Here is a 21,811-nt window from a genome sequence, read left to right on the forward strand (position 1 = left end):
CATGTCCTTGACGTGCCGGTCCGATGCGTGACGTGTGCGTGCGGCTCAGCCCTGGGTCACCGTGATGTTCTGTTCCCTCACCGCGTGGAAGTTCGGCAGCGGGATACCGAGCAGGCTGGGGCTCAGCTCCACGAGCGTGGCCTCGACGTGGGCGGTGCCCGGGGTGAGCGTGCGGGGCTCACGCTTCTCCGAGTTGGTCCAGCGGTGCTCGGCGCCGTCACAGACCGCCGACGTGCCGCCGATGCCCTGGCGGACACGGGGGTCGCTCTGCGACACCGAGGAGGACACGTACACGGGCCCGGTGCGGCTGAGGCAGCGGTAGGTGCCGGAGAGCGTGATGGTCCCGTCGGCCGCGACGCTGCCGGTCGGGTCGACGGTCACCTCGTCGGACGGGGCGGACGGGGCGGACAGGGCGACGGCGGACGGGGCGAGGAGCAGGAGCAGCGCGGCGCCCGTGGCCGCGCCGATGAGCTGGCGAAAGGACATGGCAGTACCTCCTGGAGCGGGGGTTCCACAGGTACCGTTCCAAGGCCTGGAGTGCGGTGATCGTCACCCCTTTGGTGGCGAGTCCGCACCGTCCGTCTTCGACACGTCCGAGTGTTGTCCGGGTGTTGTCACGCTTCTCAGCCGGCGGTTCCGATGAGTTCGTGGCGGGAGCATGGTCTATCCATGCGAGGCGACGACACCGCCGCCGGTCATCGCATACGACGTGGAGGTGCGCCATGTGTTCCCACCAGACTTCGTGCCAGTCCGCTGGCAGCGGCGCCCCGCACATCGTGGCCGCCCACCCCGAGCAGGGCTGGAACCTCCTGTGCAACGGCGCGATCGTCTTCGACGACACCGGTGAGCTGCTGCCCGACGGCCGTGTCGTCGCTCCGCACCGCGTGTTCGCCGAGCGGCTGGCCGTCGCGGCCTGAGCCCCGCGGCCCGACGTGATCGGAGAGATCGCGCTAGTCCAGCACCGCGAACCCGTCGAGTTCGACCAGGGCCCGTTCGTCCCAGAGGCGGGCGGCGCCGATGACGGCCATCGCGGGGTAGTCGCGGCCCGCCAACCGGCGCCAGAGGCGGCCGAGTTCGGGGGCGTGGGTGCGATAGTCCGCGACGTCGGTGGCGTAGACGGTGACCCGGGCGAGGTCCGCCGGGGTGCCGCCCGCGGCCCGCAAAGCGGTCAGCAGATTCCTCAGCGCCCGCTCGAACTGCTCCGGCAGTGTCTCGCCGACCACCTTTCCGTCCGCGTCGAGCGCGGTCTGGCCCGCCAGGAAGACGACGCGGGTGCCGGTGGCGACCACGGCGTGGGAGAAGCCGGTGGGCGGGGAGAGCTCGGGCGGGTTGACGCGCTCGGTGGTCATGAGGCCTCCGCTTCCGGCTGGGTTTCGCGGTACAACTCCTTGGCGATGACCGCTCGTTGGACCTCGCTCGCACCCTCGTAGATTCGGGGCGCGCGGACCTCGCGGTAGAGGTGTTCGAGGAGATGACCGCGGCGCAGGGCGCGGGCGCCGTGCAGTTGGACCGCCGCGTCGACGACGTACTGCGCCGTCTCGGTCGCGAGCAGCTTCGCCATCGCGGCGCGCCGGGGGACGTCCGGGGCGCCCTCGTCGTACGCCGCCGCTGCCGCGTACACCATCAGGCGGGCCGCCTCGGTGCGCAGCGCCATCTCGGCGACTTGGTGGGCCACCGTCTGGAGGTCCTTCAACTTGCCGCCGAACGCGTCTCGTTGAGCCGTGTGCGCGAGGACCGCGTCCAGGGCCGCCTGTGCCATGCCGACCGCGAAGGCGCCCACACTCGGCCGGAACAGGTTCAGGGTGTGCATCGCGACCCGGAAGCCTCGGTCGGGGTCGCCGAGCATGTCGTCCGCCGTGACCGGTACGGCGTCGAAGCCGAGGGCTCCGATGGGGTGCGGCGAGAGCATGTCGAGCGCGGTCCCGGTGAGTCCGGCGCGGTCGGCGGGCACGAGGAAGGCGGTGACCCCGCGGGCTCCGGCGTCGGCGGTGGTCCGCGCGAACACGGTGTAGAAGTCGGCTTCGGGCGCGTTGGAGATCCAGCACTTCTCACCGGTGAGCCGCCAGCTGTCGGGGCCGTCCTCGTCCGCCCTGAGCGCGAGGGCGGCCGCGTCGGATCCGGCGCCCGGCTCGCTCAGCGCGAAGGCGGCCACCGCGCTGCCGTCCGAGACGCGGGGCAGCCAGCGCTCGCGCTGCGCCTGTGTGCCGTAGGCATGGACGGGGTGCGCGCCCAGTCCTTGCAGGGCCAGCGCCGTTTCGGCCTCCGTGCACGCCTGGGCCAGGGATTCGCGCATCAGGCACAGCTCGAGCGCGCCCGAGGTGAACAGGCGGGCGAGCAGGCCGAGGCCGCCGAGTTCGGCGACCAGGGGGCGGTTGACGTGGCCCGGCTCGCCCTTCTCGGCGAGCGGGCGCAGCCGCTCCGTGGCCAGCGCGCGCAGCTCCGCACACCAGGCGGTCTGTGCCGGATCGAGCGAGAATGCCGTCATTGCCGGTCCTCTCCCCTGCCGGGTTGCACCCCCAGGCTATCGCGGACCGTTGACTGTCGTCACCAACACGATACGCTCCTGGTGCGAGCCCACCACGACGCCCACCAAGGCAAGGGGGCGAACCGCCATGGACCTCACGGACTCCACGGACCCCATGGACACCATGGACACCTTGGAGCCGACGACCTCGGCCCACGTCGACACCTTCCCGCGCGATCACCTCCCGCCCCCCGAGCAGTGGCCCGAGCTCCGTTTCGAGCTGCCGGAGCTGCGCTACCCCGACCGGCTGAACTGCGCCGCCGAGCTCATCGGCCACACTCGCCCCGAGCGCCCCGCGTTCCGTACGGCCTCCGGCGACCTGTGGACGTACGGACAGCTGCGCGCCCGCGTCGACCGCATCGCCCATGTGCTCACCACCGAACTGGGCGTCGTCCCCGGCAACCGGGTGCTGCTGCGCGGCCCCACCACACCGTGGCTGGCCGCCTGCTGGCTGGCGGTCCTGAAGGCGGGCGCGGTCGCCGTCACGGTGCTCGCGCAGCAGCGGCCGCACGAGCTGAGCACGATGTGCGAGATCGCGCGGGTGTCGCACGCCCTGTGTGACGTACGGTCGGTCGACGACCTGGTCAAGGCGGAGATCCCCGGCCTGCGGGTCACGACGTACGGCGGTGACGCGCCCGACGACCTGCTGCTGCGCATCACCGGCGCCCCGCAGGAGCCCTTCGCCGCGGTGGACACGGCCGCCGACGACGTCGCGCTGATCGCGTTCACCTCGGGCACGACGGGCCGGCCCAAAGGCTGTATGCACTTCCACCGCGATGTGTTGGCGGTAGCGGACACCTTCTCGAAGCATGTGTTGCGGCCACACGAGGACGATGTCTTCGCGGGCAGCCCCCCGCTGGGTTTCACCTTCGGGCTCGGCGGTCTCGTCGTCTTCCCGCTGCGCGCCGGCGCCTGCTCGCTGTTGCTCGAACAGGCGGGCCCCAAACAACTGTTGCCTGCGATCGCCGAGCACCGCGTCTCCGTGCTGTTCACCGCTCCGACCGCCTACCGGGCGATGCTGGCGGAGATGGACGCGTACGACACCGGGTCGCTGCGGCGCTGCGTGTCCGCCGGCGAGAACCTGCCCGCGGCGACCTGGCGGGCCTGGCACACCCGCACCGGGCTGCGCGTCATCAATGGCATCGGCGCCACCGAACTGCTGCACATCTTCATCTCCGCGGCCGACGAGCACATCCGCCCCGGCACCACGGGCGTCCCGGTACCGGGATGGCACGCGCGCGTGGTCGACGCCGACGGGGCTCCGGTGCCGGACGGGGAACCCGGACTGCTCGCCGTGCGCGGCCCGGTCGGCTGCCGCTATCTCGCGGACCCGCGGCAAGGGGAGTACGTTCGCGAGGGCTGGAACATCACCGGCGACACCTATGTGCGCGATCCCGACGGCTACTTCCGCTATGTCGCCCGCGCCGACGACATGATCATCTCGGCGGGGTACAACATCGCCGGCCCGGAGGTCGAGGACGCCCTGCTGCGTCATCCGGACGTGGTCGAGACGGCGGTGGTGGGGCGGACCGACGAAGCGCGCGGACAGGTCGTCGTCGCGTACGCGGTCCTCAAGGAGGGCGCCCGCAAGGACCCGGAGGCGCTGCGGGCCTTCCTCACGTCGGAGCTGGCGCCGTACAAATGCCCCCGCGAGTTCGTCTTCCTCGACGCGCTGCCGCGCACCGCGACCGGGAAGCTCCAGCGCTTCCGGCTGCGTACGGCCGTGAAGCCCTCGCCTGTGGATGACCTGTCCACAGGCAGCGAACCCAAGTGATCTTCGAGCACTAGAGTGATCAACGTGTCAGAGCAGCACGCCCCCCGGTCCCTCATCGTCACGTTCTACGGCGCGTACGGCCGTTTCATGCCCGGTCCCGTGCCGGTGGCCGAGTTGATCCGGCTCCTCGCCGCGGTCGGCGTCGACGCGCCCTCCGTAAGGTCGTCGGTCTCGCGGCTCAAGCGCCGCGGCCTGCTGGCGCCCGCGCGCACAGCGCTGGGCGCGGCCGGGTACGCGCTGTCACCGGACGCCCGGCAGCTGCTCGACGACGGCGACCGGCGGGTGTACGCGACCGCACCACCCACGGACGACGGCTGGGTGCTCGCCGTCTTCTCCGTGCCGGAGTCCGAGCGGCAGAAGCGGCACGTCCTGCGCTCACGGCTGGCCGGTCTCGGCTTCGGTACGGCGGCGCCCGGGGTGTGGCTCGCCCCGGCGCGGTTCTACGAGGAGACGCGGCACACCCTGGAGCGGCTGCGGCTAGGTCCGTACGTGGAGCTGTTCCGCGGCGAGCACCTGGGCTTCGCGGCGACGGCCGACGCGGTCGCCCGCTGGTGGGACCTGGCCGCGATCGCCAAGGCGCACGAGGCCTTCCTCGACGAGCACGCGGGCGTGCTGCACGCCTGGGAGCGGCGCGCGGACACCCCGCCCGAGGAGGCGTACCGCGACTATCTGCTCGCCCTCGACTCCTGGCGCCATCTCCCGTACGCCGATCCGGGACTGCCCGCCGCGCTGCTGCCCGAGGACTGGCCGGGCGTCCGCTCGGCCGCGGTCTTCCGGGCGCTGCACGAGCGACTGCGGGACGCGGGGGCGGTGTTCACGGGGGGCCCGAGCGGTCGGAGCGCTGACCTCGACCCCATGGGGAAGGGGTGTACGCCCGGCAGGCGGCGGGGCGGCTCAGCGGGCTGACCGGTGCCGACGATCCGTACGAGCCGCCACTGAACCCGGCGCTGACCCGTCGGACACATCTGCGGAGCCCCGAGGCGTCCGCGGCGCCCGTGTACGCGGTGCCCGCGGCGCGCGGGCTCGGTGTCACGTCCGCCGCGGCCAAGCGTCCCTTCACGCTGTCGCATCTGGACGCCCTGGTGTCGCCTCCTGGTCGACCCGGCGGACGGTGGGATGCCGGCGGCCGGGATGGTTGACCTTTCCTGGCCCGGCGGATGCCCTCAAGTCTCCAGTGTGAGCCGGGGTTTGGGGGCGTCGGTGCGTCCCGTCTGCGGGCGCCGGCTGCCCGCGCGGTAGGGCGTCGGCCAGCCGACGCCAGGGCCCTCGTATCCCTGCTCGGCCGCCGCGTGGAGCGTCCAGTGCGGGTCGTACAGGTGCGGCCTGGCGAGCGCGCACAGGTCCGTACGTCCCGCGAGGATCAGGGAGTTGACGTCGTCCCAGGAGGAGATCGCGCCGACGGCGATCACGGGGATGCCCATCTCGTGGCGGATCCGGTCCGCGTACGGCGTCTGGTACGAGCGGCCGTACTCGGGGCGCTCGTCCGCCACCACCTGGCCCGTCGACACGTCGACCGCGTCGGCGCCGTGCGCGGCGAAGGCCCGCGCGATCTCGACCGCGTCGTCCTCGGTGTTGCCGCCCTCGGCCCAGTCGGTCGCGGAGATGCGGACGGTCATGGGCCGCTCCTCGGGCCACACGGCCCGTACGGCGTCGAAGACTTCCAGCGGGAAGCGCAGCCGCTTCGCGAACGAGCCGCCGTACGCGTCGCTGCGCCGGTTGGTCAGCGGCGAGAGGAAACCGGAAAGCAGGTAGCCGTGGGCGCAGTGCAGTTCGAGCAAGTCGAAGCCACAGCGCGCGGCACGCCAGGCCGCTGACGTGAACTGCTCGCGCAGGTCCGTGAGTTGGGCGCGGCACAGTTCGCGGGGTGTCTGGCTGCGCGGCTTGTACGGGATCGGCGACGCCGCCACCAGGGGCCAGTTGCCGCCCTCCAAGGGCTCGTCGATGCCCTCCCACATCAGCTTGGTCGAGCCCTTGCGACCGGAGTGCCCGAGCTGGACGCCTATCGCGGTGCCCGGTGCCTGCCGGTGCACGAAGTCGGTGATCCGCCGCCAGGCCTGGGCCTGATGGTGGGTGTAGAGCCCCGCGCAGCCGGGCGTGATGCGGCCCTCGGCGCTCACGCACACCATTTCGGTCATCACGAGTCCGGCGCCGCCCAGAGCCCGGGCGCCCAGGTGGACGAGGTGGAAGTCGCCGGGTACGCCGTCGACGGCGGAGTACATGTCCATGGGCGAGACGACGACGCGGTTGCGCAGGGTGAGGCCGCGCAGCCGGAACGGCGTGAACATCGGGGGCGTACCGGGCGGGCAGCCGAACTCGTGTTCCACGGCCGCCGTGAAGTGGGCGTCGCGCAGCCGCAGGTTGTCGTGGGTGACGCGGCGGCTGCGGGTGAGGAGGTTGAAGGCGAACTGGCGTGAGGGCTGACCGAGATAGCGGCCGAGGTTCTCGAACCACTCCAGGCTGGCGCGTGCCGCCCGCTGGGTGGACGCGACGACCGGGCGCCGCTCCTCCTCGTACGCGGCGAGGGCCTCCTCGATGCCGGGCCGTTCCTCCAGACAGGCGGCCAACGCGAGCGCGTCCTCGACGGCGAGCTTGGTGCCGGAGCCGATGGAGAAGTGGGCGGTGTGCGCGGCGTCGCCGAGGAGGACCAGGTTTCCGTGCGACCAGCGGCGGTTGACGACGGTGCGGAAGGTGGTCCACGCGGACTTGTTGGAGCGCAGGGAGCGTCCGCCCAGCGCGTCCGCGAAGATCTTCGCGCACCGCTCGACGGACTCCTGCTCGTCGAGGTCCGCGAAGCCGGCGGTCTGCCACACCTCTTCGCGCATCTCGACGATGACGGTGGAGGCGTCGGCCGCGTAGGGATAGCCATGCAGCTGCATCACGCCGTGCTCGGTCTCGGCGATCTCGAAGCGGAAGGAGTCGAAGGCGAAGTCGGCGGCGAGCCAGATGTAGCGGCAGCGGTGCGCTTCGATACGGGGGCCGAACACCTCCGCGTACGCCGCGCGCGTGAGGCTGTGCACACCGTCGGCGGCGACGACGAGGTCGTACGCCGTCATCAGCTCGGACACCGGCGGGGCCTCGGCCTGGAAGCGCAGCTCGACGCCGAGGGAGCGGCAGCGTTCGTGCAGGATCTCCAGGAGCCTGCGCCGTCCGAGCGCCGCGAAGCCGTGGCCGCCGGAGGTGTGGCGCACTCCCCGGTGCACGATGTCGATGTCGTCCCAGCGCACGAACTCGTCCTGCAGCGCCGCGTACACGACCGGGTCGGCGTGCTCGATGCCGCCGAGCGTCTCGTCGGAGAGTACGACGCCGAAGCCGAAGGTGTCGTCGGGGGCGTTGCGCTCCCAGACCGTGATCTCGCGGGCCGGGTCGAGGCGCTTGAGGAGAGCGGCGGCGTACAGGCCTCCGGGGCCACCACCGACGACGGCGACCCGCAGAGGCAGCCGCGGCAGCGCCCCGGCACCGTCCGGCACCCACGCACCCTCCGGCACCCGCGCACCGTCCGACACCCGCGAATCCTCTGGCAGTCGCGCACCGTCCGGCAGTCGTGCACCCTCCGGCACCCGCGAACCCTCCGGCAGTCGTGCACCCTCCGGCACCCGCGAACCCTCCGGCAGTCGCGCACCGTCCGGCACCCGCGAACCGTCCGGCAAACGCGCACCCTCCGGCACCCGCGCACCCTCCCGCACCCGCGCACCCTCCGGCAAACGCGCACCCTCCGGCCACCGCCCGCCATCCTGCGGCCATGCGCCCTCTGACACCGGCCCGCCCGGCAACGGCCCGCTCTCGGCTACCGGCCCAGCCCCTGGCAACCGCCCGCCGTCCCGCGCCCACCCGCCCGCTGTGGCCTGCCGCCCCTGCACGACAGCCGACACCGCAGCGACACCCGCCGACAGCGCGCCCGCGCCCTCCGACACCCGCCCGTCCAACGGCACCCGCACGCCCGCTGCCGCCACCCGCCCCTGCACGATCGCCGGCACCGGGGCGTCATTCTCCGCCGACACCAGCCCCCGGGCCGCCGGCACCGGGGCGTCATCCTCCGCCGACACCAGCCCCCGGCCCGTCGGCACCGGTGCCCCGCTCGTCGCCGCCACGGCTATCGCCCCCGCCACTTCGGCGGCCGCTTCTCCGTGAACGCCGCGTGGAACTCGGCGTAGTCCTCGCCGTTCATCAGCAGGGCCTGGGTCGAGGCGTCCAGTTCGACGGAGGCGGCGAGTGGCATGTCGAGTTCGGCGGTGAGCAGGGCCTTCGTCTGGGCGTACGCGAGGGCCGGGCCGTCGGCCAGTCGGCGGGCCAGCGCGTGGGCGGCCTCGTCGGCGCGGCCCTCGTCGGTCAGCTCGCTGATCAGGCCGATCCGCTCGGCCTCGGGGGCGCGCACCGGCTCGCCGAGCATCAGCAGCCGGGTCGCGTGGCCGAGCCCGACGACCCGGGGCAGCAGATAGGCCGCGCCCATGTCTCCGCCGGACAGACCGACGCGGGTGAAGAGGAAGGCGAAGCGGGCCGAAGGGTCGGCGACGCGGAAGTCGGCGGCCAACGCCAGCACCGCGCCCGCGCCCGCCGCCACCCCGTGCACCGCCGCGATCACCGGGAACGGGCATTCACGTACGGCCCGTACGACCTGCCCCGTCATCCGGTTGAAGTCGAGGAGCTGGGCGGTGTCCATGGCGAGGGTCGCCCCGATGATCTCGTCGACATCGCCGCCTGAGCAGAAGCCGCGGCCCTCGCCGGCCAGCACCAGGGCGCGTACGGACCTCTCGCGGGACAGTTGAGCGAGCAGGTCGCGCAGGTCGGCGTAGGCGCCGAAGGTGAGCGCGTTGAGTTTCTCGGGGCGGGCCAGGGTGACCGTGGCGACCCCGTCGGCGACCTCGTACCTGAGGTGCTGCCAGTCGGGGGTGCGGGCGGCGGAGCCGGTGAAGGGACTCATGACGTGCGGCCTCCTCGGGCGGGGGCGGCGCTCTGCGGCTACTCCATGAAGCTATCACCTATCTGTGACTACCGTCACGAGCACGCGATAGAGCTGTCGCGAAGTGTCCGTTCCCCCGTCACCGAGTCACGGATCGTCGATAGCAGCGTAACGACGGGAGCGCGGCGCGCGAGGCCGGTCGTCGACCTGGGTAAGCAGCCGTATACCGGGGCGAACGTCCCGGAAGAACACCCGCCGAAGTCCTGACAAAAGCCCGCCGAGCGACTCTGCCGGACGGCGCCGTACCATTCCTAAGGTTGAAAGCAGGACAGCCTGCTCCATGAACGGACCCACGTTGCACGACACCCCAGCCCCCGCCTCCTGGCGCATCGCACTGCCGCACACCGTCGCGGCCGTGCCCGTCGCCCGTGCCCTGGTCCGTACGGCGCTCGCCGAGCTGGAGCACGCGGCCGACAGCGACACCGCGGAACTTCTCACGGCGGAGCTGGTCGCCAACGCCGTGGAGCACACCGCGGGCCGCGGCCCGATAGAGCTGGTCGTGGAGCTGATGCCGACCGGCTGCAAGGTCGAGGTGCACGACCCTGACCCTGCGCCGCCCGGCAACCTCACGCTCCCCCACCCGGCCGGCCCGCCCGACCCCTGGCAGGAGCACGGGCGCGGCCTCCTGCTGATCCGCACCCTGAGCTCGTCCTGCGGTCACCGCCCCACCGACTCCGGCAAGGCGGTCTGGTTCAGACTGCCTGTGGTACCCGCTCAGCGGCGGCCGTCGTAACGGCGGCCAGCCGGGAGTTGCGGCGCCCGTAGAGGACGTACACCAGGAATCCGGCCGCGAGGAAGCAGGCGAACTGGATCCAGGTCGCCCAGCCCGTCTCGTACATCAGATACAGACAGCAGCCCACGCCGAGCACCGGTACGACGGGATAGAGCGGCACCCGGAAGGTGCGCGCCAGACCCGGCTCCCGGCGGCGCAGCGCGATCACCGCGACATTGACGGCGGCCATCACGGCGAGCGTGCCGATGGTGCACAGGTTGACCACGGCGTCCAGGGACGCGAAGGCCGCCGGGACCGCGAAGACGACCGCCACGATCAGCGTGCCCGCGACCGGCGTGGACGTCCTGGGCGAGACCTTCTCGAAGACGCGCGGGACCAGTCCGTCACGGGACATCGACATCAGGATGCGACTCTGGCCGTACATCACCGCGAGGACGACCGAGGCGATGGCGACGACCGCGCCGAAGGCGATGACCCCGCCGCCCACGGTGGAGCCGGTGACCTCGTTGACGACGTAGGACAGCGCGGCGGGCTGACCCCCGACCTTGTCTCCGCCGATCGCGCCGATCGCGGCCAGGGCCACGGCGCAGTACAGCAGCGTGACCAGGCCGATGCACACCAGGATGGCGATGGGGATGTTGCGGCGCGGGTTCTTGGCCTCCTCGCCGGCCGTGGTAATCGCGTCGAAGCCGATGTACGAGAAGAACGCGGCCGTGGTGCCCGCGCCGATGCCGCCGAGTCCGGCCGGCGAGAACGGCGTCAGGTTGCCGTCCTTGAAGGCGCTGAACCCGATCGCGCAGAAGAGCACGAGGACGACGAGCTTGAGGACCGCCATGGCGGCGGTCGCGCGGGCACTCTCGCGCACACCGCGCACCAGCAGGATCGAGGCCAGGGCGATCACGACGACCGCGGGAAGGTTGACGATTCCGCCGTCGGACGGGCCCGAGGAGAGCGCGGCGGGCAGCTGGAGGCCCATGAGGCTGTCGAGCAGCTCATTCACGTACTGGCTCCAGCCGACCGCCACGGCAGACACCGAGACGCCGTACTCCAGGAGCAGACACCAGCCGACCAGGAAGGCGGTGCTCTCGCCGAGTCCCGCGTAGGCGAAGGAGTACGAGGATCCGGAGACCGGGATCGCGCCGCCCAGCTCCGCGAACGAGAACGCGGTGAGGACGCAGGTGATCGCGGCGAGGATGAAGGAGACGACCACGGCGGGTCCGGCCTGGGCGACCGAGTCGGACAGACCGACGAAGATTCCGGTGCCGACGATCGCGCCGACACCGAAGCAGATGAGCTGGAAGAGGCCCATCGTGCGCTTGAGTCCGTTGCCTTCGAGGTCGGCGCCGGATTCGGCGATCAGCGACGCCGGGGACTTGATACGGGGAGCGGGCATGCGGGGTGGTGCTCGTTTCTGGTGGTGCGGGTGCGACGGGGTGTGTCGCGCGACGTGCTCCGGAAGGGGTGGTTCCGGGCCGCCGGTCAGGATAAGGCCTGCTGGGGCGGAGGTCGGCCGGCGTGGCTGGTACGCCGGTCAGGCCAGGGTGGCGACCAGGATCGCCTTGATGGTGTGCAGCCGGTTCTCCGCCTCGTCGAAGACGACCGAGTGCGCGGACTCGAAGACCTCGTCGGTGACCTCGAGGGAGTCGAGTCCGTGGGTGTCGTGGATCTCGCGGCCGACCTTCGTGCCCAGGTCGTGGAAGGCCGGGAGGCAGTGCAGGAACTTGACGTCGGGGTTGCCGGTGGCGCGCAGCACGTCCATGGTGACGGCGTACGGGGACAGGGCGCCGATGCGTTCGTCCCACACCTCCTTGGGCTCCCCCATGGACACCCAGACGTCGGTCGCGACGAAGTCGGCGCCGAGGACGCCCTCGGTGACGTTCTCGGTGAGCGTGATGCGGCCGCCGCTGTTGTCCGCCAGCTTGCGGGCCTGGGTGACGATGTCGTCGGCGGGCCAGTAGCTCTGCGGGGCGACGATGCGGACGTCCATGCCGAGCAGCGCGCCGGTGATCAGATACGAGTTGCCCATGTTGAAGCGGGCGTCACCGAGGTAGGCGAAGGCGATCTCGCCGAGCGGCTTGGCGCTGTGCTCGGTCATCGTGAGCACGTCGGCGAGCACCTGGGTGGGGTGCCAGTCGTCGGTCAGCCCGTTGTAGACCGGCACTCCTGCGTACCCGGCCAGCTCCTCGACGGAGGCCTGGCTGTCGCCCCGGTACTCGATCGCGTCGAACATCCGGCCGAGGACGCGCGCGGTGTCCTTCACGGACTCCTTATGGCCTATCTGCGAGCCGGACGGGTCCAGATACGTCGTCGAGGCACCCTGGTCGGCCGCCGCGACCTCGAACGCGCAGCGCGTACGCGTCGAGGTCTTCTCGAAGATCAGCGCGATGTTCCTGCCCCGCAGGTACGGCGTCTCGGTCCCGGCCTTCTTCGCCGCCTTCAGCTCGGCGGCCAACTCGATCAGACCGCGGAACTCCTCTTTCGTGAAGTCCAGCTCCTTGAGGAAGTGGCGGCCGGCGAGGGCGGTCGGGACTGTCGCCATGGGGGCGCTCCAGGGTTACGTGGACGAGGACCGTGGAATTCTATACGACACATAGAATTTCTATACGGAGACTATACGGCCTCCCGTTCGACCGGACAGCTCATACAGCGCGGCCCGCCCCTCCCCCGCCCCAGCTCACTCCCCGGGATCTCGATGACCTCGATGCCCTGCTTGCGCAGATGGGTGTTGGTGGTGGAGTTGCGCTCATAGGCGATGACGACGCCCGGCTCGACGGCCAGGACATTGCAGCCGTCGTCCCACTGCTCGCGCTCGGCGGCGTGGACGTCCTGGGTGGCGGTCAGGACGCGGATCTCGCTGAGCCCGAGCGAGGCGGCGATCGCGCGGTGCATGTGCTCCGGGGGATGATCGGTGACCTTGAGTTCCTTGTCCCCGGAGCCCGGTTCGATGGTGTAGGAGCGGAGCATGCCGAGCCCCGCGTACTGCGTGAAGATGTCGCCGTCCACCATCGTCATCACCGTGTCGAGGTGCATCAGGGCCCGCCGCTTGGGCATGTCGAGCGCCACGATGGTGCGCGCCGAGCCCGCCGCGAACAGCTTGTACGCGAGCATCTCGACGGCCTGGGGCGTCGTCCGCTCGCTCATGCCGATGAGCACCGCGCCGTTGCCGATGACCAGGACGTCCCCGCCCTCGATGGTGGACGGGTAGTCCACCTGCCCCTCCGACCAGAGGTTGAAGAGCTCGTCGCGGAAGAGCGGATGGTGTCGGTAGATCGCCTCGAAGTGCACGGTCTCGCGCTGGCGGGCCGGCCAGCGCATGGCGTTGATGGAGACTCCGTCGTAGATCCAGGCGGAGGTGTCCCGGGTGAAAAGGTGGTTGGGCAGCGGCCGGAGCAGGAAGTCGTCGAGGTCCATGACATGGAAGCGCACGGAGGTCGGCTCCGGGTGTGCCTCGAGGAATTCGCGCTTGGTCATGCCGCCGACCAGCGCCTCGGCCAGTTCGGCGGCGGGCAGGGTCTCGAAGGCGGCCCGCAGGTGGTCGGTGGCGAGCGGCCCGTACTCCTTCTCGTCGAAGACCTGGTCCAGGACCAGCGATCTGGCCGCCTGGATCTCCAGGGCCTCGGTGAGCAGGTCGCCGAAGAGGTGGACGGTGACCCCGCGGTCGCGCAGTACGTCGGCGAACCCGTCATGCTCCGCGCGTGCCCGGCGCACCCACAGCACGTCGTCGAAGAGCAGGGCGTCCTTGTTGCTGGGGGTGAGCCTTTTGAGCTCGAGGTCCGGCCGGTGCAGGATGACGCGGCGCAGCCGCCCGGCCTCGGAGTCGACATGGAATCCCATGCCTCCATCCTGACCATCCGGACGCGCGTTCACCCGCCGATCGTCCGAGCCCGCGCCGCATTAATTTCGTCCCCTTGACGATAAGTGCACCAAGGCGTTATCGTCTTTCTGACGACAATGACGACGAAGGGCCGCCTGGACCACCCGGCGGCGAGGGGGTACTCATGGCCGACATCACCCGGCGTCTCGGCCGGCGCCATCTGCGCGGGGCGCCCACCGCCCACGTCCGCCACCACAAGTCAGGACGCCTGGTGCACGACGGGCCCGGACTCAGCTTCTGGTACCGCTCGCTGACCGCCGCGCTCTCCGAAGTCCCGGTCGACGACCGCGAGTTGGCGATGACCTTCCACGCCCGTACGTCCGACTTCCAGGACGTCGCGGTCCAGGCGACCGTCACCTACCGCATCAGCGATCCCGCGCTCGCGGCCGCACGCCTCGACTTCTCCATCGACCCCGACACCGGCGCCTGGCGCGGCACGCCGCTCGAACAGCTGGGGTCGCTGCTGACCGAGACGGCCCAGCAGCACGCGCTGGACGTGCTGGCCCGTACCTCACTGGCCTCGGCCCTGGTCGACGGCGTCGCGGCGGTACGGGAACGGATCGCGGGGGGCCTCGCCGCCGAACCCCGGCTGCCCGCGACCGGCATCGAGGTGGTGACCGTACGGGTCGTCGCCCTGCGCCCGGAGCCGGAGGTGGAGCGGGCGCTGCGCACCCCCGCCCGCGAGCAGATCCAGCAGGACGCGGACAAGGCGACGTACGAACGGCGTGCCGTCGCCGTCGAGCGGGAGCGCGCCATCGCGGAGAACGAACTCGCCAGCCAGATCGAACTCGCCCGGCGCGAAGAGCAGCTGGTCGACCAGCGGGGCACGAACGCGCGCCGCGAGGCCGAGGAGCACGCGGCGGCGGACGCGGTACGGGCCGGGGCGGAGGCGGCGCGCACGGTGCGCCTGGCGGAGGCGGAGGCCACCCGGTCGCTGCGGCTCGCCGAGGCGGAAGCCACCCGTAAGGTGCGGCTCGCCGGGGCCGATGCGCGGGCCGAGCGGGAGGTCGGTGCGGCACGGGCCGAGGCGCAGGCCGCCTGGCTGCGGGTGCACGGAGAGGTCGACGTCGCCACGCTGCACGCCCTGACGGGCACGCGGCTCGCGGAGAACCTGCCGCGGATCGAGAGCGTGACGGTGTCGCCGGACGTCCTGACCGGGCTGCTCGCCAGGCTGGGCAACGGGGCCGCGGGGGAGCCGGCGTGAGCCTCGCTCCCCGGGTCGTCCTCGTCCATCGCACCACCGAGTACGAGGAGTTGGTGGCCCGGCACGGGACGCACGGGCAGGCGGCGTTCTTCCTCTCCTCCCGGGGGCGGGACATCGAGGAGGTGGCCGAGCGGCACCGGCGGGCGCGGGAGGCGCTGACCGAGGTGGTGTCGGCGATTCCCCTGACCTGGCGTCAGGCTCGGGTGGAGCGAGCCGACTTGGACCGTTTCCTGTTCGCACCTGAGGACGTGGTCGTCGTGGTCGGGCAGGACGGTCTTGTCGCGAACGTGGCCAAGTACCTGACGGGACAGCCCGTCGTCGGCATCGACACCGACCCTGGGCGCAATCCGGGGGTGCTGGTGCGCCACCGCGCCAGGGACGCGGGGGCGCTGCTCGCCTCGGCGCACGGCGGCCGGGCCGACGAGCTGACCATGGTCGAGGCGGTCGCGGACGACACGCAACGGCTGGTCGCGCTCAACGAGATCTATCTGGGAGCCGCGGGCCATCAGACGGCCCGCTATCGGCTGGGGCTCGACGAGTACGGGGGTGCCGTCGAGCCCCAGGCCTCCTCCGGGGTCCTGGTCGGCACCGGAACGGGGGCCAGCGGCTGGCTCCGCTCGGTGTGGCAGGAGCGGGGCGGCGCGCTGCCCTTGCCCGGTCCCACGGACGAAATCCTGCTCTGGTTCGTCCGCGAGGCCTGGCCGTCGCCGGCCACGGGCACCTCGCTCGTGGCCGGCCGGCTCACCGCGTCCGGCCGGCTGTCCCTCACCGTGGAGTCGGACCGGCTCATCGCCTTCGGGGACGGGATGGAAGGGGACGCGGTGGAACTGATGTGGGGGCAGACGGTGCGGGTGGGGGTGGCGGGGATTCGGTTGCGGTTGGTGGGGTGAGGGGCGAAGAGCCCTACAGGCGGGGGTCCACCGGTTCCGACTCCAGGGCCAGGACGCCGAAGACCGCCTCGTGGACCCGCCACAGCGGCTCGCCCTCCGCGAGCCGGTCCAGGGCCTCCAGGCCCAGCGCGTACTCCCGGATCGCCAGCGACCGCTTGTGGTTGAGGAAACGGCCGCGCAGACGGGCGAGGTTCTCGGGACGGGTGTACTCCGGCCCATAGATGATCCGCAGGTACTCGCGCCCCCGGCACTTGATGCCGGGCTGCACCAGCCGCCCCTTCTGTCCGCGTACGACCGCACCGACCGGCTTGACGACCATCCCCTCGCCGCCCCGCCCGGTCATCTCCAGCCACCAGTCCACGCCCGCCCGTACCGACTCGGGGTCGCCCGTGTCGACGTACAGCCGTCGTGTGGTCTGCAGCAGCCCGCTCCCGTCGTGCTCGACGAGCCGGTCGATCAGCGCGAGCTGCTCGTCGTGCGGCACGCCGGCGAGACTGCGGCCCTGGACGGCAAGGATCTGGAAGGGCGCGAGGCGCACCCCCTCCAGGCCGTCCGTCGTCCAGCAATACCGCCGGTACGCGTCCGTGAACGAGGCCGCGTCCGCTGCCCGTTCGCGCTGCCGCACCAGCAGCTCCGCCACGTCGACACCCCGCGCCGCCGCTCCCTCCAGCGCGGTCAGCGCCCCCGGGAAAGCGGCGCCGGACGCGGCGCCGACCGCCGCGTACTGACTGCGCAGCAACCCGGACGTCTTCAGCGACCACGGCATGAGCTCCGCGTCCAGCAGCAGCCAGTCCGTCTCCAGCTCGTCCCACAGCCCCGCCTCGGTCACGGCGGCCCGCACCCGCCCGAGGATCTCCTCGGTGACGGCCGCGTCGTCGAAGAACGGACGACCGGTACGCGTGTACAGCGCACCCGTGGGTCCCGCCCCCACTCCGAACCGCTCGCGCGCCGCCGCCGCGTCCCGGCAGACCAGCGCCACGGCCCGCGAGCCCATGTGCTTCTCCTCGCACACGACCCGCGCGACCCCGTCCTCCCGGTACTGCGCGAAGGCCTCCGCCGGGTGTTCCAAGTAGCCCTCGATGTGCGAGGTAGCGGTGGGCGCCATGGTCGGCGGCAGGTATGGGAGCAGCCTCGGGTCCACCGCGAAGCGGCTCATGACCTCCAGGGCCGCCGCCGCGTTCTCCTCGCGCACCGACACCCGGCCGGCGTGCCGGGTCTCGATGGACCTTCGGCCCTGCACGTCCGCCAGGTCCAGCGGACGGCCCTCGTGTCCACCGGGCGCCTCGGTGGCCAGCGGCTTGGCGGGCTCGTACCAGACCCGCTCGGCGGGTACGTCGACGAGCTCGCGCTCCGGCCAGCGCAGCGCGGTGAGCTTGCCGCCGAAGACGGCACCGGTGTCGAGGCAGATGGTGTTGTTCAGCCAGGTGGCCGTGGGAACGGGTGTGTGGCCGTACACCACCGCCGCGCGGCCCCGGTAGTCCTCCGCCCACGGGTAGCGAACCGGCAGCCCGAACTCGTCCGTCTCCCCCGTCGTGTCGCCGTACAGCGCGTGCGAGCGCACCCGGCCCGAGGTACGGCCGTGGTACTTCTCGGGCAGACCCGCGTGACAGACGATCAGCCGCCCGCCGTCGAGGACGTAGTGACTGACCAGTCCGTCGACGAACTCCCGCACGGAAGCCCGGAACTCGTCGCTCTCCCCCTCCAACTGCTCGATGGTCTCGGCGAGTCCGTGGGTGTGCTGGACCTTGCGGCCCTTGAGGTGGCGGCCGAGCTTGTTCTCGTGGTTTCCGGGCACGCACAGGGCGTTGCCGGACGCGACCATGGACATCACGCGGCGCAGGACGCCGGGCGTGTCCGGGCCGCGGTCGACGAGGTCGCCGACGAAGACGGCCGTACGGCCTTCGGGGTGTGCCCCGTCGACGTACCCGAGCTTGCCCAGCAGGGTCTCGAGCTCCGAGACGCAGCCGTGGATGTCGCCGACGATGTCGAACGGACCGGTCAGGTGGGTCAGGTCGTTGAACCGCTTCTCCGTCCTGACCTCGGCGCCCGCTATCTCCTCCACGCCCCGCAGGACATGCACCTTCCGGAAACCCTCGCGCTCCAAGTGGCGCAGGGAACGGCGCAGTTCGCGGATGTGCCGCTGGATGACGCGGCGCGGCATGTCGGCGCGGTCGGTGCGTGCGGCGTTGCGTTCGGCGCACACCTCCTCGGGCACGTCGAGCACGATCGCGATGGGCAGCACGTCGTACTTCCTGGCGAGTTCGACCAGCTGGCGGCGGCTGTCCTGCTGGACGCTCGTGGCGTCGACGACGGTCCGGCGACCGGCCGCGAGGCGCTTGCCCGCGATGTAGTGCAGTACGTCGAAGGCGTCGCCGCTGGCGCTCTGGTCGTTCTCGTCGTCGGCGACCAGGCCGCGGCAGAAGTCGCTGGAGAGGACCTCGGTCGGCTTGAAGTGCGCGCGGGCGAAGGTCGACTTGCCGGAGCCCGACGCGCCGATCAGGACCACGAGGGAGAGGTCGGTGACGGGCAGGACGCGCCCCTGGATGGTGTCGTCGCTGCTTGTCATGCGGCCTTCTCCTCCTTCGCGGTCAGCGTGAACACGGCCATCTGTGTGGGCGGCCCCACCTCGGGGTCCTCGGGACCGACGGGCGTGAAGTCCGCGTCGTAACCGTGCCGTTGGGCGACCTGCCGGGCCCACGCCCGGAACTCCTCCCGCGTCCACTCGAAGCGGTGGTCGCCGTGCCGGGAGTGTCCGGCGGCGAGGGTCTCCCAGCGGACGTTGTACTCGACGTTCGGTGTCGTCACGAGGACGGTCCTCGGGCGTGCGGAGCCGAACACCGCGTACTCCAGGGCCGGCAGCCGGGGCAGGTCGAGGTGCTCGATGACCTCGCTGAGCACGGCGGCGTCGTAGCCCTTGAGCCTGGTGTCGGTGTAGGCGAGCGAACCCTGGAAGAGCTGGACGCGCGCGGCCTGCCGCTCGCCCATCCGGTCCAGCTTGAGCCGCCGCGAGGCGATGGTGAGCGCGCGCATCGACACGTCGACGCCGACGATCTCGGTGAACGCGGTGTCCTCGAGCAGCGCCTGCACCAACTGGCCCTGCCCGCAGCCGAGATCGAGGACACGTGCCGCACCGGACGCCTTCAGCGCGGCGAGAATCGCGTCCCGCCGCCGCACGGCGAGCGGTACGGGCTTCTCCTCCGTGTCCGTCTCCTCGTCGACCGCGTTGTCGATCTCCTCGACCTCGGTGTCGTCGGCCTCCGCGAGCCGTACGAGCTCCAGCCGCTCCATCGCCTCCCGGGTCAGCGACCAGCGGCGCGAGAGATACCGGCTGGTGATCAGCTTCTGCTCGGGGTGGTCCGGCAGCCACCCCTCACCCGCCCTCAGCAGTTTGTCGACCTCGTCGGAGGAGACCCAGCAGTGCTTGGCGTCGTCGAGCACGGGGAGCAGTACGTACAGGTGGCGCAGGGCCTCGGCGAGCGTCAGCCCCTCCGCCGCCAGTTCCAGGCGTACATAGCGGGAGTCGCCCCACTCGGGAAAGTGCTCGTCCAACGCCACGGCCTCGACCGTCACCGTCCATCCCAGCGGCTCGAAGAGCCCCCGTACGAGGTCGGCGCCGCCCCGGGCGGGCAGCGCCGGCACCTCGATGCTGAGGGGCAGCGGCCGTGCGGGCAGGTCGGGCTTCGCGGCGCACTGGCCCTTCATCGCGCTGGAGAACACGCCGCTCAGCGCCACGGCGAGCAGTGAGGAGGCCGCGTACGGGCGGTCGTTGACGTACTGCGCGAGCGCGGCGTCGGGCGCGCCGCCACGGCCCTTGCCCTTGCCCCGCCGCACCAGCGCCACCGCGTCGACCTCGAGCAGCAGCGCGGCCGTGCACCGCTCGACGGACGCCTCCGGGTAGAGGACGTGCGCCGTGCCGTAGGAGGTGGAGAACGCCTGCGCCTTGTCGGGATGCTTGTGCAGCAGAAAGCCGAGGTCGGTCGCGGGGCGCTCCGGAGTACCGGTGGTACTGATCGTCAGAAACACGGTGGTCTGCCTCGAAACATCTTCTGAACTGCGGGAACACGGCGGGCGCCGGTTGCTTCGGCGGCGCCCGCACAGCGTACGGCGAACATCGCGGGCGGACCCTGGAATTTTCGGCGCCTTGATTCCTGGCGGGACTGGTGTGCCAGCGGTTCACCGTGGGGCGGCAATTGCGACCGGTGCATGATGGATACATGGATCTTCGAGTCTTCACAGAACCGCAGCAAGGCGCGACCTACGAGACGCTGCTCCGCGTCGCCAAGGCCGCCGAAGACCTCAATTACTCAGCCTTCTTCCGCTCGGATCACTACGTGCACATGGGCTCTGGGGACGGGCTCCCGGGGCCGACGGACGCCTGGATCACGCTGGCCGGTATCGCCCGCGAGACCAGCCGGATCCGCCTCGGCACGCTCATGACCGCGGCCACCTTCCGCCTCCCCGGTGTGCTGGCCATTCAGGTCGCGCAGGTCGACCAGATGTCGGGCGGACGCGTGGAGCTCGGTCTCGGCGCCGGGTGGTACGAGGCCGAGCACGAGGCGTACGGCATTCCGTTCCCGAAGGAGAAGTTCGGCCGGCTGGAAGAACAGCTCGCCGTCGTCACCGGTCTGTGGGCCACGCCGGTCGGCGAGCGGTTCACCTTCGACGGGAAGTACTACCAGCTCAAGGACTCGCCCGCGCTGCCCAAGCCCGCCCAGTCGAAGGTACCCGTCCTGGTCGGCGGTCACGGTGCCCGGCGGACCCCGGCGCTCGCGGCGCGGTACGCCGACGAGTTCAACATCCCCTTCGCGTCCGTCGCGGACACGCAGCAGCAGTTCGCCCGGGTGCGCGAGGCCGCCGAGCAGGCCGGGCGCCAGGGCGACGAGTTGGTGTACTCCAACGCGCTGGTGGCCTGCGTCGGGCGGACCGACGTCGAGGTGAAGCGGCGGGCGGACGCCATCGGACGGGATGTCGAGGAGCTGAAGGCGAACGGGCTCGCGGGGTCGCCCGCGGAGGTCGTCGAGAAGATCGCCCGGTATCAGGCCGTCGGATCACAGCGCATGTATCTCCAGGTGCTGGACCTCGGCGACCTGGACCAGCTGGAGCTGATCGCGTCCGAGGTGATGCCGCAGCTGGGCTGAGCGGCGGGGCTTCGCCGGGCGGCTTCGTCGGTGCTGCGAAGGCCGACGTCGCCTGGCCGAGCTCCGGCGGTTTCCCCCCTCCCCTCCCCCTCCGCCCGTCCCGTATCCGGGGGCCGCGCCCCAAGATCCCCGCATCGCGCTTCGCGCTCGCCCTCAAACACCGGACGGGCTGAACCGGCCGGGGCTGAGAAGCGGGCGCCGGTCCCTATCCCGGGGTCGGATGCCGGTCCCTATCCCGGGGTCGGGTCTCGTTCCTTCAGTCTCTTCTCGTCCCGTACTGCGAGGCGTCTCAGCATTTCCAGGACCCGGTCCCGGGACTCGTCCGCCGCGTCGATGGCTTCCATGCACTGCCAGTACGTGCCCTCGTCGTGCGCCGCGCAGGCGATGGCGACGAGGGCCATGCCGACCTCGCCGAGGAGGCCACCGAGGCAGAGGAGTGCCTCTCGGGCGTCGCCCAACTCGGTGAGCTGGGCGGCACGTAAGGACCTGACGTCGAGTGCGGGGGCGTCGAGGACGCCGCAGCCCCGGCCCGCCAGCTCGGTCAGGCCGAGGGCCTCGCCCCGGAGTTCAGGAGGTCCGGAGACGGCGAAGCGACTGCCGATCGCCTGTGCCAGGGCCTGTGCCTGCCACGCTTCCGCCATCACCTCCGGGGTGTCTCCGCCCTCCGCCAGGGCACGCCTGCTCGCCACGATGAGCCGCACCGCGTCCATGCGCTGC

At 71.6% G+C, this 21,811-nt stretch carries 18 protein-coding genes and 1 pseudogene; 8 read left to right on the forward strand and 11 right to left on the reverse strand.

Annotated features, from left to right (window positions below; genetic code table 11):
• Positions 1-45: 45 nt before the first annotated feature.
• Positions 46-486, reverse strand: a complete 441-nt coding sequence (locus tag AB0D27_RS34535) for a DUF6299 family protein (protein WP_362516520.1) — start codon at positions 484-486, stop codon at positions 46-48.
• Positions 487-722: 236 nt separating this feature from the next.
• Between AB0D27_RS34535 and AB0D27_RS34540 the strand changes: the two genes are divergently transcribed.
• Positions 723-917 (forward strand): DUF5999 family protein, encoded by a 195-nt coding sequence (locus AB0D27_RS34540; RefSeq protein WP_362516522.1) that lies wholly within the window; start codon positions 723-725, stop codon positions 915-917.
• Positions 918-950: 33 nt separating this feature from the next.
• On the opposite strand, the gene AB0D27_RS34545 is transcribed toward AB0D27_RS34540, so the two are convergent.
• Together AB0D27_RS34545 and AB0D27_RS34550 are read right to left on the reverse strand one after the other, a co-directional pair.
• Positions 951-1,349, reverse strand: a complete 399-nt coding sequence (locus AB0D27_RS34545; RefSeq protein WP_362516524.1) for a RidA family protein — start codon at positions 1,347-1,349, stop codon at positions 951-953.
• On the reverse strand, positions 1,346-2,485 hold the full coding sequence (locus AB0D27_RS34550; RefSeq protein WP_362516525.1) for an acyl-CoA dehydrogenase family protein: 1,140 nt from the start codon (positions 2,483-2,485) through the stop codon (positions 1,346-1,348). The genes AB0D27_RS34545 and AB0D27_RS34550 overlap by 4 nt, the downstream gene beginning before the upstream one ends.
• Positions 2,486-2,612: 127 nt before the next feature.
• Here AB0D27_RS34550 and AB0D27_RS34555 point away from each other — a divergent pair, with 127 nt between their 5' ends.
• The 3 genes and pseudogenes from AB0D27_RS34555 to AB0D27_RS34565 form a co-directional block, all read left to right on the forward strand.
• The gene (locus AB0D27_RS34555; RefSeq protein ID WP_362516526.1) at positions 2,613-4,298 is read left to right on the forward strand and encodes an AMP-binding protein; all 1,686 of its coding nucleotides are present in this window, start codon (positions 2,613-2,615) and stop codon (positions 4,296-4,298) included.
• A 15-nt stretch (positions 4,299-4,313) separates the two neighbouring features.
• Positions 4,314-5,204 (forward strand): PaaX family transcriptional regulator C-terminal domain-containing protein, encoded by an 891-nt coding sequence (locus AB0D27_RS34560; protein WP_362516528.1) that lies wholly within the window; start codon positions 4,314-4,316, stop codon positions 5,202-5,204.
• Positions 5,162-5,323, forward strand: a pseudogene (locus tag AB0D27_RS34565) (adenylyl-sulfate kinase); the annotation flags it as partial. The gene AB0D27_RS34560 and the pseudogene AB0D27_RS34565, both read left to right, overlap by 43 nt.
• Positions 5,324-5,461: 138 nt before the next feature.
• Here AB0D27_RS34565 and AB0D27_RS34570 read toward each other — a convergent pair.
• A complete protein-coding gene (locus tag AB0D27_RS34570; RefSeq protein WP_362516568.1) occupies positions 5,462-7,783 on the reverse strand; it encodes a bifunctional salicylyl-CoA 5-hydroxylase/oxidoreductase in 2,322 nt (773 codons plus the stop codon).
• Positions 7,784-8,388: 605 nt separating this feature from the next.
• A complete protein-coding gene (locus AB0D27_RS34575) occupies positions 8,389-9,216 on the reverse strand; it encodes an enoyl-CoA hydratase family protein (protein WP_362516529.1) in 828 nt (275 codons plus the stop codon).
• Positions 9,217-9,535: 319 nt separating this feature from the next.
• Between AB0D27_RS34575 and AB0D27_RS34580 the strand changes: the two genes are divergently transcribed.
• Positions 9,536-9,988: an ATP-binding protein gene (locus AB0D27_RS34580; RefSeq protein WP_362516531.1), complete on the forward strand. Its 453-nt coding sequence runs from the start codon at positions 9,536-9,538 to the stop codon at positions 9,986-9,988.
• Here the strand turns inward: AB0D27_RS34580 and AB0D27_RS34585 are convergent.
• From AB0D27_RS34585 to AB0D27_RS34595, 3 genes are all read right to left on the reverse strand, one after another.
• Entirely contained in the window at positions 9,948-11,381 is a 1,434-nt protein-coding gene (locus AB0D27_RS34585) for an amino acid permease (RefSeq protein WP_362516532.1), read from the reverse strand. The two genes, AB0D27_RS34580 and AB0D27_RS34585, sit on opposite strands and share 41 nt — an antisense overlap.
• A 138-nt stretch (positions 11,382-11,519) precedes the next feature.
• Positions 11,520-12,527: an ornithine carbamoyltransferase gene (gene argF / locus AB0D27_RS34590; protein ID WP_362516533.1), complete on the reverse strand. Its 1,008-nt coding sequence runs from the start codon at positions 12,525-12,527 to the stop codon at positions 11,520-11,522.
• Positions 12,528-12,598: 71 nt separating this feature from the next.
• Positions 12,599-13,822, reverse strand: coding sequence for an arginine deiminase (locus AB0D27_RS34595; protein ID WP_362516535.1), 1,224 nt, complete (start codon positions 13,820-13,822; stop codon positions 12,599-12,601).
• 164 nt (positions 13,823-13,986) lie between these two features.
• Between AB0D27_RS34595 and AB0D27_RS34600 the strand changes: the two genes are divergently transcribed.
• The gene (locus AB0D27_RS34600) at positions 13,987-15,066 is read left to right on the forward strand and encodes an SPFH domain-containing protein (RefSeq protein WP_362516536.1); all 1,080 of its coding nucleotides are present in this window, start codon (positions 13,987-13,989) and stop codon (positions 15,064-15,066) included.
• Complete coding sequence (locus AB0D27_RS34605) at positions 15,063-15,956, forward strand: hypothetical protein (protein ID WP_362516538.1); 894 nt, start codon at positions 15,063-15,065, stop codon at positions 15,954-15,956. The genes AB0D27_RS34600 and AB0D27_RS34605 overlap by 4 nt, the downstream gene beginning before the upstream one ends.
• A gap of 13 nt (positions 15,957-15,969) precedes the next feature.
• Here the strand turns inward: AB0D27_RS34605 and AB0D27_RS34610 are convergent, their stop codons facing one another.
• Together AB0D27_RS34610 and AB0D27_RS34615 are read right to left on the reverse strand one after the other, a co-directional pair.
• Positions 15,970-18,522 carry a polynucleotide kinase-phosphatase gene (locus tag AB0D27_RS34610; protein WP_362516540.1) on the reverse strand — a complete coding sequence of 851 codons (2,553 nt, stop codon included), beginning with the start codon at positions 18,520-18,522 and terminating at the stop codon, positions 15,970-15,972.
• The gene (locus tag AB0D27_RS34615) at positions 18,519-19,979 is read right to left on the reverse strand and encodes a 3' terminal RNA ribose 2'-O-methyltransferase Hen1 (RefSeq protein WP_362516541.1); all 1,461 of its coding nucleotides are present in this window, start codon (positions 19,977-19,979) and stop codon (positions 18,519-18,521) included. Before AB0D27_RS34615 ends, AB0D27_RS34610 begins: the two co-directional genes overlap by 4 nt.
• Positions 19,980-20,170: 191 nt before the next feature.
• Here AB0D27_RS34615 and AB0D27_RS34620 point away from each other — a divergent pair, with 191 nt between their 5' ends.
• A complete protein-coding gene (locus AB0D27_RS34620) occupies positions 20,171-21,094 on the forward strand; it encodes an LLM class F420-dependent oxidoreductase (protein WP_362516543.1) in 924 nt (307 codons plus the stop codon).
• Positions 21,095-21,324: 230 nt separating this feature from the next.
• Here the strand turns inward: AB0D27_RS34620 and AB0D27_RS34625 are convergent, their stop codons facing one another.
• Entirely contained in the window at positions 21,325-21,804 is a 480-nt protein-coding gene (locus AB0D27_RS34625; protein ID WP_362516570.1) for a DUF6099 family protein, read from the reverse strand.
• Positions 21,805-21,811 lie beyond the last annotated feature (7 nt).

This window comes from Streptomyces sp. NPDC048415 (assembly GCF_040651675.1).
Classification (GTDB): Bacteria; Actinomycetota; Actinomycetes; order Streptomycetales; family Streptomycetaceae; genus Streptomyces.